Origin of the sequence: Streptomyces sp. NPDC057280, assembly GCF_042668605.1 — a bacterium.
In the GTDB taxonomy this organism is placed as follows: Bacteria; Actinomycetota; Actinomycetes; order Streptomycetales; family Streptomycetaceae; genus Streptomyces.
Map to the genome: position 1 here is coordinate 62,564 of NZ_JBHUYR010000006.1, position 12,815 is coordinate 75,378.

Here is a 12,815-nt window from a genome sequence, read left to right on the forward strand (position 1 = left end):
ACGGGAAGGGAGTGGAGAGTCGGGGTCGGTCAGTCGTAGAGCGTGGCGAAGGTGTCCCGGAAGACCAGGTCACCGAGTTGGCCGCCGCCGGTGGCTTCGGCGAGGCGGGCGTACTCGCCGGTGAAGTCGCCCCAGGGCTGGTCGCTGGCGAAGAGCACCCGGTCGTGGCCGATGCCGCGGCGCTCGATCTCCTGGGCCAGCCAGCGGGGAGTGAAGCCGATGGCCCAGGAGAGATCGGTGTAGACGCGCTTGCCGGCGCTGATCCAGTCGAAGAACCGGGAGCCGACGAGCTTGATATGGCCGCTCATCCCGCCGCCGAAGTGCACGAGATGGACGGGCACTCGGTCGGCGTACCAGTCGACGAGGTGGCCGACCTCGTCGATGTCGGAGGCGGCGCCGGGAGAGGTGTGGACGTGGACGACGAGGCAGTGCCGGGCGGCCTCGGCGAAGATGCGGTCGAGTTGGGGGCGGCAGGCGGGGTCGGTGGGGCGACCGCCCAGCAGGAAGCTCAGCTTGAGGGCCTTGACGCCGGGCTCGCCCGCCAACTGGAGTGCCTCTTCGGTGCGTTGGGCGTCCTCCGGACGCGGGGACACCCACAGTCCGGCCCGGATGCGGTCGTCGCTCTGCGCGGCTTCCAGCGCGAGCTCGTTGAAGGAGAAGGCGATCGCGGGGTCCGGGACGCCGTAGTTGGGGATGACCAGGGCCCGTTCGGTGCCCTCCGCGTCCAGGTCGGCGATGAGCTGCTTGACGGTGGCGCGGGCGGTGGTGTCCGGGTTGACGGGTGGGCCACCGTAGAAGGGATAGGCGGGCAGGACGCCGATGTGGCGGTGTGCGTCGTGGACCATGGTGTGGTTCCTCTACCGCGTGGTGTGGTTCCGCAGCCGTATGGGGTTGTCGCTCCGCCGGACGGTGTGGTTCCTCAGCCGATCGGGAGGGCGGAGGCGAGGTCGCTGGGCGCTCCGGTGAGCGTGCCGCACACGTCGGCCAGGCGGCGCGAGGCGTCGATGTGGTCCGCGAGGAACTCGGCGTCCCGGCCCACCGCCTCGAAGCGGCCCGAGCCCCACGAGTACTGCCAGGGCAGACCGAGGAAGTGCAGGCCGGGGGTGCTGGTGGCGCCGCGCCAGTGCATCGGGTAGCCGCGGCCGTCGAAGACGGGGGCCTCGATCCACCGGTGGTCGCGCCTGAAGCCCGTCGACCAGATCACCGAGGTGATACCGGCGGCCTCCAGGTCCAGTGCGCGCCGCTGCCCGTCCGGCTCCCACACCGGGACGTACCGGGGCTCGGTCGGCGCGTCCATGCCGTGCGCGGCGATGTACGCGTCGATGGCGTCCTTGATGCCCTCCGCGACGGCGTCCGCGTGGTCGAGGTTCACCTTGAGGTCGTCGGCGAACTCCAGGTCGGTGCCGGTGATCGCGGTGAGCCGCCCGTACAGCCGCATGCCGTCGCGGGCGAAGGCGCGCAGGTCGATGTCGCGGCCGCCGTCGCGTCCGGTGACGTAGTGGTTGACCCGCATGCGTACGGCGCCGGCGTCGTCGAACTCGTCGATGGACTTGTCGTAGTGGCCCATGTCGTCGAGCCAGGCCACGCAGTCGCGGCCGCGGTAGAAGCGGGCCACGCGGGGGGCGCTGCCGACGGCCAGGTGCACCTGGCGCCCAGCGAGGTGGAGGTCCTCGGCGATCTGGCAGCCGGACTGGCCGGTGCCGACCACGAGGACGGCGCCCTCGGGGAGTTGGCCGGGGCTGCGGTATCGGGAGGAGTGGACCTGGGTGATGCCGTCGGGCAGGCGCTGGGCCATCGGCGGGACGGACGGCGTGTGGTAGGGGCCGGTGGCGACCACCACCTGCTCGGCGGTGAAGTCCCCGGCGGTGCTGGACAGTTCGAACACCCCCGTCGGCGAGCGCCGCAGCCGGGTGACCGTCACACCCTCCACCAGCGGCGGCCGGAAGAAGGAGACGTAGCCCTCCAGGTACCGGACGATCTCGTCACGGCCCATGAACCCGTCCGGGTCGTCGCCCTGATACGGATAACCAGGCAGCCTGCACTGCCAGTTGGGGGTCACCAGGCAGAAGGAGTCCCAGCGGCGCGCACGCCACTCGTGCCCGACCCGGTTCGCCTCGATGACGACGTGCCCGACACCGCGTCGGCCGAGGCAGTAGCTCATCGAGAGCCCCGCCTGACCGCCGCCGACGACGACCACCGGATAGTGCGAGCCGGCGAGCGGGGCCACCGGGCTCACCGTACGGCCCCGTCGGCCCCGGTCAGGGATTCGACCGTGACCTTCGCATCGCTGACGGTGGCGTACCCGGCGGCGGTCCGCTCGATCCGCGCGAGCTGGTCGGAGGCACCGGTACAGAAGAAGCCGTACTTCGCCTTCACGCGCTCCCCGGCGATACCGAGTGCCGCACGGCTGCGCTCGACGAAATCCACGAGTCCGTACTGGCCGCCGGGAACGAAAAAGTCCTCGACCACCGTGGAGGGGGAATAGCAGCGCTGGGTCGTACCATCGGGCCAGCGCACCTGGAAATACATCTCGGGCATGACATCCTCCATGCCGGGCGCCGAGGTCTCGACACCTCGCCGCTGTCCATGGAGACCAACTCCAGCCCTCGGGAATTTCCGAACGAAGTCATCCGGAATAAAGGGGAGTTGCCAAGACCTCACGCCGGTGGAACGGAAATGCGGCGCTCAGCTCGTCATCGCGGGCCGCCGGCCCGGGCCGCGATGGCCGCTGGTGCGCCACGGGCCAGTGTCCAGTCCCCCGACTCCCCGAATTCCCTACTCCCCGAGTTCCCGGCGCGGGATGGTCAGAGGTCTCGGTGGTCCTGCCAGCCGCACGAACCGCAGATGACGAGGCGCAGGGCCCGGTCGTGGTGGTGGTCGACGGTGACGTAGGGGCGCAGCCGGTCACTTCCGGCACCGCACCGCGGACACGTCTCGTACTGGCCCAGAGGGCCGAAGTCGCTGATGACCACGGGGAGTTCCGGTTCAGTCCTCTGACCGCCGGCGGATGTGCCGGTCAGGGCGAGGCGCGCGATGGCGGCCGCCGCCGTGTCCGTCACGCCGACGGCCAGGCGTACCTGGGGCAGGCGGCTCAGCAGGGGCGGCAGCGGGCAGTCGTCGAGGCGGACGGGTACGACACGTTCGCCTTCCACGCGGGTGGCGGCACCGGCGGCCTGGGCGGCGTACGACCAGAGCAGGACGACGGCGTCCGTCCCGGCCGCGTCGCTGTCTGCGTCGGCGCTGCGGACGATGTCGGCGCCGGCCCGCGACAGGGCGGCGGCGAGGGACGAGGCCTGCCGCTCGTCCTGGGGCTGGTAGGAAAGGTGAGCGCGCACGATCTCATCATGCGCCACACAGGCGTGCCGTTGCGCGTGCGCTTCCAGGCTCGCCGCGGCAGTTACTCGCTGCCGACCGTGCGCAGTGTGGCGAGCACCAGGGCCCGGGTGACGGTGACGATGTCGCTCAGGTGGACCTGTTCCTGTGGACCGTGTGCGAGGCGTACGTCGCCGGGGCCGTACTGCAGCGTGGGGATGCCGGCTCCGGCGTACAGGCGCAGGTCGCTGCCGTAGGGGGCGCCTCGCTCGGAAGGTCGCGGGCCGCCGGTGACGTCGGCGTGCGCGTCGGCTACCCGGGCCGCGAGCGGATGCCCGCCCGGCAGCCGTCCGCTGGCGAACTGTCCGCCGGGCCATGTCACCGTGGCGGGGTGGGAGCGCAGCCAGGGGTCGGCCGCGCAGGCTTCGGCCACGCACGCCTCCAGTTCGGTGCGTGCCTGGGCCGGGTCCTCGCCCAGCCGGACGCCCAGTCTTCCCTCGGCCACCAGGAGGTCGGGCACGCTGCTGGCCCAGTCGCCGGAATGGACGGTCCCGACGGACAGCGGGTACGGGATGGGGTATTCGGACATGAGCGGGTCGGCGCCGATGTTGCGGCGGGCTTCCAGCCGGGCGAGCGCGCGGTGGATGGGCAGGTAGGCGTCGATGGCGCTCACTCCCACGTATCTGGTGCTGCCGTGGGTGGCCCGGCCGGGTACGTGGATGCGGAAGGTCAGGGCGCCGGCGTTCGCGGTCATGATCGCGCCACTGGTCGGTTCGGCGATGATGCAGGCGTCGCCGGTGTGGCCGCGTCGGAGGGTGCCGAACGCCCCGAGTCCTCCGTCCTCCTCGCTGACCACGAAATGCGCGGACACCTGGCCGCGGAGCCTTGTGCCCGCCTCCCGTATCGCGGCCAGGGCGGCGAGTATCGCCACCACTCCCGCCTTCATGTCGCAGGCTCCTCGTGCGTGCACCACGTTTCCGGTCACCCGGGGGCGGAAGGGGTCGCCCTCCCAACGCGCCAGGTCTCCGGAGGGGACGACGTCGACGTGCCCCTGGAGGATCAGCGTCGGTCCGCCGCCCTGAGGCACCGTGCCGCCCACCAGGCCCCAAGCCTCGGTGCGCGGGGCCTCACTGCCGGGAAAGCCGGGATGGTCACGCAGCTCGGGCAGGTTCATGGGCCACAGGTCGACATCGAGGTCCATCCGCTCCAGATGCCGGGCAAGGATGTGCTGAATCTCTGACTCCGCGGCGCTCCCCGTCACGCTCGGAACAGCGAGAAGTTCCAGCAGCAACCGGGCGATGACCGCCTCGTCCACCGCGGCCAGGGCCGAGGCCTCCACATCGCTCAGAACTGCTGTCATTTTCACCCGTGCTCCCCGTATGTGACATCAGGACAAGCCGGAGACTATGTTCGGCGGACAACGCAAGCAATCGCCGTTTACTGCTGCCTGCTGTCGCTTTCTTGCAATGTCAGAGGGCCTGTGGCTATTTCTTGCGCCGCGCCGCAGTTTCCGACGCCCCGGAGTTCAGGAGTGAGGTCATGGACGCCATCGATCAAGCGATCATCCGGTACGTGCTGCACGACGCACGGGCCACGTACGCCGAGATCGGTAAGGCGGCCGGGCTGTCCGCGCCGGCCGCCAAGCGGCGTCTCGACCGCCTCGTGGCCACCGGCGCGATCCGCGGTTTCACCGCGCTCGTCGACCCCCAGGCGCTCGCCTGGCACACCGAGGCTTTCGTCGAGGTCTACTGCACCGGCAATCCCACCCCCGCCGAACTGCGCCAAGCCCTGGAGTCCATCCCCGAGGTCGTCGAAGCCTGTACCGTCTCGGGCGCCGCCGACGCAGTCGTCCACATGCTCGCCGAAGACATCCCCCACCTGGAACAGGCCATCCAACGCGTGCGCGCCACCGCTCCGGTCGAACGGACCGAGAGCGCCATCGTGCTTTCCCGGCTCTTGAACCGGCCTCGCGTGTGACTCTCACGGCGAAGCCGCAGGCGAGGCCGGCCACCGTAGTCACGCCTCAGGCGCTGCCTCCCGTCGGAACAGCGCGGTCCACAAGAACGTCACGCCGAAGAGCGGCGAGTCGGGCGGCTCCTGCCGCATGCGGCGCAGCTCGACCTCTGCCAGGTCGGAGAAGATCCAGCGCAGTGAGTCGGGCGTGTAGGCCAGGCCGCCGTGCAACTCGCGTTCGCGGTAGAGGTCGGCGTCGGCGAGCTCCGAGCCCGCGCCTCCTTCGCCCGCAGCGAAGGTGGTCAGGGCCAGGTGGCCGCCGGGGGCCAGGACGCGATCGAGGAGGCTCAAGTAGCTGACCCGGCGGTGCGGCGGCAGATGGTGGAAGCATCCGGAGTCGACGACCAGGTCATACGGGCCGATCAGCTCGGTCGCGCAGAGAGTGAAGGCGTCGCCGCAGTGGAAGCGGACCTCGACGCCCGCCTCGCGAGCCCGTTCCTCACCCCAGGCGACGGCCACCGGGGAGAGGTCGACCGCGTCCACCGCGAAGCCGTGTGAGGCGAGGAAGAGAGCATTTCGGCCGGCTCCGCAGCCCAGGTCCAGGGCTCGGCCGGGAGTGACCAGGCCCTGCTCGACACAGGCGGCCAGGTTTTCGTCCGGCTTCGCCACGAAGAACGGGACCGGTCTTGACCGGTCGGCGTAGAAGCGATCCCAGAAATCCCGGCCGTCACCGGTCGCCAGACGGTGGCCTCGGGACGGGGATGCGAACAAGCCGTCCAGGAGTGAGAGAACGTCCTCGACGGTGCGTACGGTCCGGTCCATCCGGTTCTCCTCTCGACCGCATGCGAGCGTAGGCGCGCCGGGGTCGAGAGGCCAGGTCATGCGGCTTGCTCAACGCCCGTACGAGGAAGCGCTCCCCTACGCCCACGCCTGGCTGCTCTTCTCCGCGAGTTCCGACGGCGCCGCACCACCGGCAACCGTGGCCTCGCGCTCGTGCCCGGCCAGGCCGCCCGATGAGTCAACTGCGGCTGATGGCTTCCCTGTTGTGGCAGTCATTCTGATCAACTAGAGTCACCCGACGTGAACACCGGACCGGCGCTACGCCACACACGGATTGGCCACCCGGTGGAGGGCTGATCGTACGGCGGGTGCGCCGAACGCACCCCCTCAGTTCCGCACGCGGACCTCCCGGCACTCGCGCACCGCGAGCCCGTTTTCCCTGCCGGACAGCAATGAGGTCAGCCGCATGCCAGCCACCTTCAACCACACCATCATCGCCGCCAAGGACCGCAACGAATCAGCCCGGTTCTTCCGGGAGTTGCTGGAACTCCCACAAGCACCGTCCTGGGGCCCGTTCACCAACATCCAGCTCACCGACGGCGTGCTCCTGCAGTTCGCCGAGCCGCCGGTGGAGATCCAGATGCAGCACTACGCGTTCCTCCTCGACGACGAACTGTTCGACCGCGCCTATCGGCGGCTCTGTGATCGCGGCATCGAGCACTGGGCCGACCCCCAGATGCGCCGCCCCGGCGAGATCAACAACGAGCACGGCGGTCGAGGCGTGTACTTCAAAGACCCCTCGGGTCACGCGATCGAGTTGATCACCCGCCCGTATCTGTAAAGCCCCCATCTGAAAAGCAGGCTAGGACCTGGCCGGGCGCCCCATCAGCGCGCCCGGCCGGGCTTCACCGCGTGACGGACCCGGAAGCCGGCCCTCGCCGCGCCCGGAACGCTGCCCTGGTGTTGCGGGGGTTGCCTGACATGCCCCCGTGCCCGAAAGTGAAGGACCGCCAACGTCCTTGCCATGTAGGTGAGTTGACGGGACACGGGAGGGGACTCCTCATGACACTGCGCAAGTCGGCCGCATCGCTGTTCGCCGTGGCCGCCATCGCGACCTCGGTACTCGGTCTCGACGGCACAGCCGCCGCCCGCACCGACAGCGAGCTGGGCCACACCGGCATCCTCACCTCCGAACGATTCCGGCAACCGCCGCTCACGGCAGCCCAGATGAGGAACGCCGTCACCCCCGAGGCGACCCGGTCCGGTTTGGCTGCCGACTCCCTGAACTGCGCGTACTACTACATCTGCGGGAAGGGGGCGAACGGCAACAGATTCGACTACACCACGTGCAACACGACCTACACCCTGCCCGATCTCGTGGGCTGGGGCTCCCTCCACAACAACCAGACGCCGGGCACCAGAGCGAACTTCTACGACGTGAACGGCGCGTGGATGTTCTCCAGCGTCGCCCCCGACAGGAACGACGTGTACTGGACTCCGGTCTGGTACGTCATCGCCTGCTGAGGGGGGTGCGGCGAGGATCAAGCCCTGCCAGCGGCGAAGACAGCAACCCGAGTTCAGACTCGGCGACAAGGCCCCTTTCGCCGGCGGTCAGTGGTCTGAGTGACGGCCCTTGCCCTTTCCTTTGCCGTCCTTTCCCGGGCGCTTGTGGCGCTCTTCGTCATCGCGTTCCCGCAACGGCGTCGGCGTCGGCGGGTCGGCAGCCGGAGGCGTCGACGTCGGGGCGACGTCGGCCGGGGGTGCTGAAGTGGCGGCCATGGGAGTGGGAGACGGGGACGGGGCCGGGTCGTCGTCGCCCGCGTTCAGCGATGCACCGACGGCCACGGCCGCGCTGAACAGGACGAGGCCGGTGCCGTAGAAGGCTGCCTTCGAGGCCAGTTTGCGTCCGCCGCGGGGACGGGAGTGCCTGACGGTGGTGCGGGCCTCGTGGGTCGGCGGCGCGGGCGCCGACGGGGTGGGCGGGACGGACATCAGGGCGGTGCCGTCCGTCCCGGGCGGCCGTGGTGTCCCGTGTCGGCCGGCGAGCCGGTCGGCTGCCTGCTCGGCGGTGGGCCGGTGGGCCGGGTCCTTCGCGAGCAGGTGCAACACGAGGTCGGAAAGCGGCTGCGGTATCTCGGCGCGCAGTCGGCTGGGCGGCGCTGGGGTGGTGCTGACCTGCTGCTGTACCACGGCCAGCGAGGTCGCTCCACTGAACGGGGGGCGCCCGGTGAGGAGTTCGTACAGCACGCAGCCGAGGGAGTAGACGTCGGAGGCGGGCTGGGCGGAGCGGCCCAGGGCCCGTTCGGGCGCGAGATAGTCGGCGGTGCCGAGGATCTTGCCCGTCGCGGTCAGCGTGCTGTCGGCGGCGGCGAAGCGCGCGATCCCGAAGTCGGCGATCTTCACCGTGCGGTCGGTGGCGAGCATCAGGTTCGCGGGTTTGATGTCCCGGTGGATCACACCCTGCTGGTGTGCCGCCGAGAGTCCGGCGGCTGCCTGGGCGGCGATGGCTGCGGCCTCTGCCGGGGGCAGGACGCCGCGCAGCGAACGCTCCTGGGCCAGGCTCCAGCCGTCGACGAGTTCCATGACCAGGTAGAGCTGGTCACGGTGGGAGCCGAAGTCGTACATCCCCACGACATTGGGGTGGTTGAGCCGGGCCGCGGTCTGTGCCTCGAGGCGGAACCGCTCGGCGTCCGCCGCCTCTTCGGCGCGCAGGAGTTTGACCGCCACGCGGCGCCCGAGGACTTCGTCGGACGCCCGCCACACCTCGCCCATCGCGCCGCGGCCCAGCAGCTCCTGCAGTTGATAGCGGCCTGCCAGCAGCTCCTGCACACCCACCCCGATCACCATGCTGTTCATACCCTTACCGATCCGATTGGCATGGTTTGTGGCCATTCGGAACGCGGGGCCAAGCCTACTGCTCAGGCGACGGGGGCGCGCCTGACCCACCTGCTACAGCGCATCGGAGCACAGGTCTGTCACACCTCATCACCTACGTGGTCGGCAGTGAGGGTGCTCGACCGTGACCGCCGCGGTCGAGGTGCCGCTCACCTCAACGGCCTGCAGAGGTCCTGCGCGTGGTCCTCAATTGCGGCCTTCCAGCCGACGTGTATCTACTCATCGGCCATGGCATCGCCGCACGCCACAGTCACGCCTGACAGCGAACCGGGCTTTGCGATGCCCGCCTCACTCGGCCGCGTTCAGCACCCCCGCGCGCACGGCCGGCGGCATCTGACGGCCGCGCGGGCGGCTTTGGACGCGCGGCCTGCAGGGGATGCCCGAAGAATCCGTGCAGGAGCATCACACAGGCTGCACACAGGAGATCGAATCCATCGTTAGCGTGACTGGCCAACCTCCCGTGCGAACGCGCACAGGCCGTGGCCACGCGGGCCGACGGTACAGCCGACCCAGAAGGACCGGAACACCGCAGATGGACTACTGCTCCAAGTGTCGACGCCATCTCAACGGCGCCCTGGTGTGTCCCGGGTGCGGCGCCTACGCCCCTGACATCGCGCCGCCGGCAGCAGGAAGTATGGGTGCGCAGTCGGCGACAACCGCCGCGCCGCCCGCACATGCCGTCCACGGCGCCTCGGCCTTCGACACATGGCACGACGGCGCGTTGCCGGGCCAGGAGGAGGACGGCGCCGCCTGGGACGCCCCCGACGGCGCCGCCACTGATGTCGGAGACGTACCCATAGTGCGCGAAGGACGAGCCGCCCGGCGTCGCCAGCTGGCCCGCTGGAAGAAGAACAAACGGCGGGCAGCCGTCGCCACCGCCGTCGCACTCGTCGGAGGCGGCCTGACCCTCACCGCGATGGACCGGAGCTCCCCCGACCAGGCAAGGGCGGCCACCGCACCGGACGAGCAGAGCATGGGCGGAGTGAAGGAGCAGACGCCCGCGTACGCCCGCCCGACACCCGCGTCGTCCACCCCCCACCGGTCGTCCGGCACTTCCGAGACAGCGTCCCCGGCCTCGGACGCCCCCAGGCGGCAGGCCCTGGCGGCCTCCTCCCGCAGCACACCGCCGAGCGCGCGGACGGACGCCGCCGCACCCCCCGCCCCGGCTACGACATCGCTTCCGCAGCCGAACAACACCGCCTCCCCTCCCGGCGACAACGCTCAGGACCCCACCGGTACGACTGCGGCGCAGCCCTCGGCGCCCGCACCGACCGAGAGCACGGACCCGGGCACCTCCCAGACCGGTTCCACACCGGCATCGACGTCGCCGCCGGAGTTGTGCCTGCTCGTGCTCTGCATCGGGTGACCCTGCCGGCAGGCAGCAGCAAGGTGGCGCTGCTCCCCAGGGCGCTGGACTTTCCACGGGCGCGTGGTCGCCGTCCACGCTCGTGCCTGGTGCCGCGTCCGGCAACGTTCGCCCGGCCGGTACGGTCAGGGGCAGGGATGCCGGTGGCCCGCCGACACTTCGGCCCTATCGCCGGGCGACGCGGTTTGGTCTCATGTCGTGGTGGGGCGGAGAGGTTGTGTCAAGGGCTGGTGGCTCGTCGTCGGCGCGGCTGTGGTGACTTCGGTGGCCGCCGCGTTCGCCAAGACGGAGCTTCCCGCCGGAGTGGGCGCGGTCCTGGTCGCCGGGGTGGGGGCCGCGGCCGGTGTGGCGTCCTTGCGGGGCAGCCGGCTGCTGGAGGCACCGACGGCGCGTGAGCGCGGGCTGGTCGTCGCCCGGCACGGCAGGGTCCCTCGCGTCCGCGACATCGACGATCTGTCAGTCGTACGCGTCCATGGCGCGGGCGGTGACGCGTTCCCCGCATTCATCCCAAGGGACAAGAGCGCCGAGATCCAGGCGGCCCTGACCTCGCGGCGGTTCGTCCTGCTGGTCGGGGACTCGACCGCGGGAAAGTCGCGTGCGGCGTTCGAGGCACTGCGTGAGACATGCCCGACCCACCGTCTGCTCATCCCGGATCCCGAGAGTGGGGCGAACCTGACGGCCGCCTTCGAGACGGCCGAGTCCATGCGGCCCTCGGTGATCTGGCTGGACGATCTCGAACGCTATCTGACCTCGGGAAGCGCCCTCGCCCACTTGATCGGGAACGTGATCGTCGGAAGGCCGGGGGTGCTGGTGGTGGCCACGATCCGCGCCCACGAACGGGCCCGCTTCCGTGGGATCGAGACCTCCCCCGTTCCCGAGGGGGCGGCGGCCGTCTTCGGCCTCGCCCACGAGATACGGCTCGACCGGCGGTGGAGCGCCGCAGAGCTGCGCCGGGCGTCCGGCCATCTGGAGGACGAGCGCATCGCCCGCGCGATCGAGTCATCCGGCACCTACGGAATCGCCGAGTTCCTGGCGGCCGGGCCGCGGCTTCTCGCGACCTGGAGGGACGCCCGTTCCCCGGAGGGAGATCACTCCCGCGGTGCAGCTCTGGTGGCCGCCGCGGCCGACGCCTTCTGTGCGGGCTGGACCGCCTACGTCCCCGTTCCGGTGCTGCGCGACCTCCACGAACACCACCTGCTCGCCCTCGGGGGCGCCCGTGCTCATCCCGAGCCTTGGGAATCCGCGCTGGCCTGGGCGACACAACCGATCTTCGCCAGCAGCAGCCTCCTGCTCCCCCACCACGACGGCACCGGCTACCGCGTCTTCGACTACCTGCCCGAAGTGATCGACTCCGAACGCGGAACGCTTGAGATCCCCCAGCCCGTCTGGGACACGCTCATCGCTCACGCCGACGCAGCGACCTGCGTCGACCTCGGCTGGGCCGCCCTGCAACGGACCCAGTGGGACGCCGCGACATCCGCCTTCCGCAAGGCGGTCGACGCAGGCGCCCTCACGGGGGCGATCGGCCTCGCGGAGATATCCGGCAACGCCGGCCGGCATTCCGAAGCGATCGAGGCCCTCACAGCGGCGCTGCGGTCCGCGCCACCGGACGCCGCTGCGGACGACGTTTTCGAACTCACCCTTCAACTGGCCTGGTGGACCGGGCAGTCCGGGGACCTCGACCGGGCGGTTTCGCTCGCCACCGAAGGATACGAAGGCCTCCTGGAACTCCACGGAAGGATCCACCCGGCCACGATCCGAGCCAGACGGAACCTGATTCGCTGGACGGGCCACCTCGGATCGGCCGCCGATGCCCTCGCGATGGCCAGGGAACTCCTCGATGCCGGACAGACCCTCTGGGGACCGGAGCACCCCCAGGTGTTGGGTCTGCGCTTCGAAGTGGCCTGCTGGGCGGAAGCCGACGGGCCGTCGGCCGCCGAGCGCGCCTGGCGCGAACTCGACGACGATGCCTCCCGTCTCCTCGGTGACCGCCACGCCCTCACCAACGACACCCGCTGGAATCTGGCCGACCGGGTGACCCGAAACGGTGACCGCGAGACCGGACTTCGCCTGCAGAAGGAAGTCATCGAGGGCTCCGCGGTCCTCTACGGCGCCGACCACCCGCGTACCCTGACCCGCACCGTCCAGCTCGCCGCCATGCTGGGACACGCCGGCCACACCGAAGAGGCCCTGGCCACAGCCACCACCGCCCGCGCCGACTGCGCTCGCGTCGTGGGGCAGGACCACGAACTCACCCACTGCGCCGACTACCAGCTGGGCCTGTGGACCGCCCGCTCCGGAGACACCGATACCGCACGAGCCATCTTCACCAGGCTTCTCTCCGTGCTGCCGGACAGCCATCCACTCGCCGGACTGTGCACCCGCCAGACAGTCGAAGGCCCGGGCTCGACAACGGACTACTACCTGCCCCCCGACTGGTGACCGCCGCCGAGGAGCCGACACCCGGCGCGCCGCTCGCTGCGGGTGGCGAGGGTCGGGTGGCTGTCGC

General features: G+C 70.5%; 12 protein-coding genes. 5 read left to right on the forward strand and 7 right to left on the reverse strand.

Annotated elements, in window-relative coordinates; all coding sequences use genetic code 11:
- Window positions 1-29 precede the first annotated feature (29 nt).
- The 5 genes from ACFUO4_RS30350 to ACFUO4_RS30370 all read right to left on the reverse strand — a co-directional run bounded on the left by ACFUO4_RS30350 (window position 30) and on the right by ACFUO4_RS30370 (window position 4,672).
- Window positions 30-845: an amidohydrolase family protein gene (locus ACFUO4_RS30350; protein ID WP_383490861.1), complete on the reverse strand. Its 816-nt coding sequence runs from the start codon at window positions 843-845 to the stop codon at window positions 30-32.
- Between the two features lie 74 nt (window positions 846-919).
- Window positions 920-2,227 carry an MSMEG_0569 family flavin-dependent oxidoreductase gene (locus ACFUO4_RS30355; protein WP_383490863.1) on the reverse strand — a complete coding sequence of 436 codons (1,308 nt, stop codon included), beginning with the start codon at window positions 2,225-2,227 and terminating at the stop codon, window positions 920-922.
- Window positions 2,228-2,232: 5 nt separating this feature from the next.
- Window positions 2,233-2,538: an MSMEG_0570 family nitrogen starvation response protein gene (locus ACFUO4_RS30360; RefSeq protein ID WP_383490865.1), complete on the reverse strand. Its 306-nt coding sequence runs from the start codon at window positions 2,536-2,538 to the stop codon at window positions 2,233-2,235.
- Window positions 2,539-2,804: 266 nt separating this feature from the next.
- Window positions 2,805-3,335: a hypothetical protein gene (locus tag ACFUO4_RS30365; protein ID WP_383490867.1), complete on the reverse strand. Its 531-nt coding sequence runs from the start codon at window positions 3,333-3,335 to the stop codon at window positions 2,805-2,807.
- Between the two features lie 62 nt (window positions 3,336-3,397).
- Window positions 3,398-4,672 carry an ArgE/DapE family deacylase gene (locus ACFUO4_RS30370; RefSeq protein WP_383490869.1) on the reverse strand — a complete coding sequence of 425 codons (1,275 nt, stop codon included), beginning with the start codon at window positions 4,670-4,672 and terminating at the stop codon, window positions 3,398-3,400.
- Between the two features lie 179 nt (window positions 4,673-4,851).
- Between ACFUO4_RS30370 and ACFUO4_RS30375 the strand changes: the two genes are divergently transcribed.
- The gene (locus ACFUO4_RS30375) at window positions 4,852-5,289 is read left to right on the forward strand and encodes an Lrp/AsnC family transcriptional regulator (RefSeq protein WP_079307915.1); all 438 of its coding nucleotides are present in this window, start codon (window positions 4,852-4,854) and stop codon (window positions 5,287-5,289) included.
- A 39-nt stretch (window positions 5,290-5,328) separates the two neighbouring features.
- Here the strand turns inward: ACFUO4_RS30375 and ACFUO4_RS30380 are convergent, their stop codons facing one another.
- Window positions 5,329-6,087 carry a class I SAM-dependent methyltransferase gene (locus ACFUO4_RS30380; RefSeq protein ID WP_383490872.1) on the reverse strand — a complete coding sequence of 253 codons (759 nt, stop codon included), beginning with the start codon at window positions 6,085-6,087 and terminating at the stop codon, window positions 5,329-5,331.
- Between the two features lie 424 nt (window positions 6,088-6,511).
- Between ACFUO4_RS30380 and ACFUO4_RS30385 the strand changes: the two genes are divergently transcribed.
- Window positions 6,512-6,886, forward strand: a complete 375-nt coding sequence (locus ACFUO4_RS30385; protein ID WP_079307919.1) for a VOC family protein — start codon at window positions 6,512-6,514, stop codon at window positions 6,884-6,886.
- Window positions 6,887-7,107: 221 nt separating this feature from the next.
- Window positions 7,108-7,569 (forward strand): hypothetical protein, encoded by a 462-nt coding sequence (locus ACFUO4_RS30390; protein WP_383490874.1) that lies wholly within the window; start codon window positions 7,108-7,110, stop codon window positions 7,567-7,569.
- Between the two features lie 87 nt (window positions 7,570-7,656).
- On the opposite strand, the gene ACFUO4_RS30395 is transcribed toward ACFUO4_RS30390, so the two are convergent.
- Window positions 7,657-8,901, reverse strand: coding sequence for a serine/threonine-protein kinase (locus ACFUO4_RS30395; protein ID WP_383490876.1), 1,245 nt, complete (start codon window positions 8,899-8,901; stop codon window positions 7,657-7,659).
- Between the two features lie 673 nt (window positions 8,902-9,574).
- On the opposite strand from ACFUO4_RS30395, the gene ACFUO4_RS30400 reads away from it, so the two are divergent.
- Window positions 9,575-10,306 carry a hypothetical protein gene (locus ACFUO4_RS30400; protein WP_383490878.1) on the forward strand — a complete coding sequence of 244 codons (732 nt, stop codon included), beginning with the start codon at window positions 9,575-9,577 and terminating at the stop codon, window positions 10,304-10,306.
- A 201-nt stretch (window positions 10,307-10,507) separates the two neighbouring features.
- Entirely contained in the window at window positions 10,508-12,748 is a 2,241-nt protein-coding gene (locus ACFUO4_RS30405) for a hypothetical protein (RefSeq protein ID WP_383490880.1), read from the forward strand.
- The last annotated feature ends 67 nt before the right edge of the window (window positions 12,749-12,815 follow it).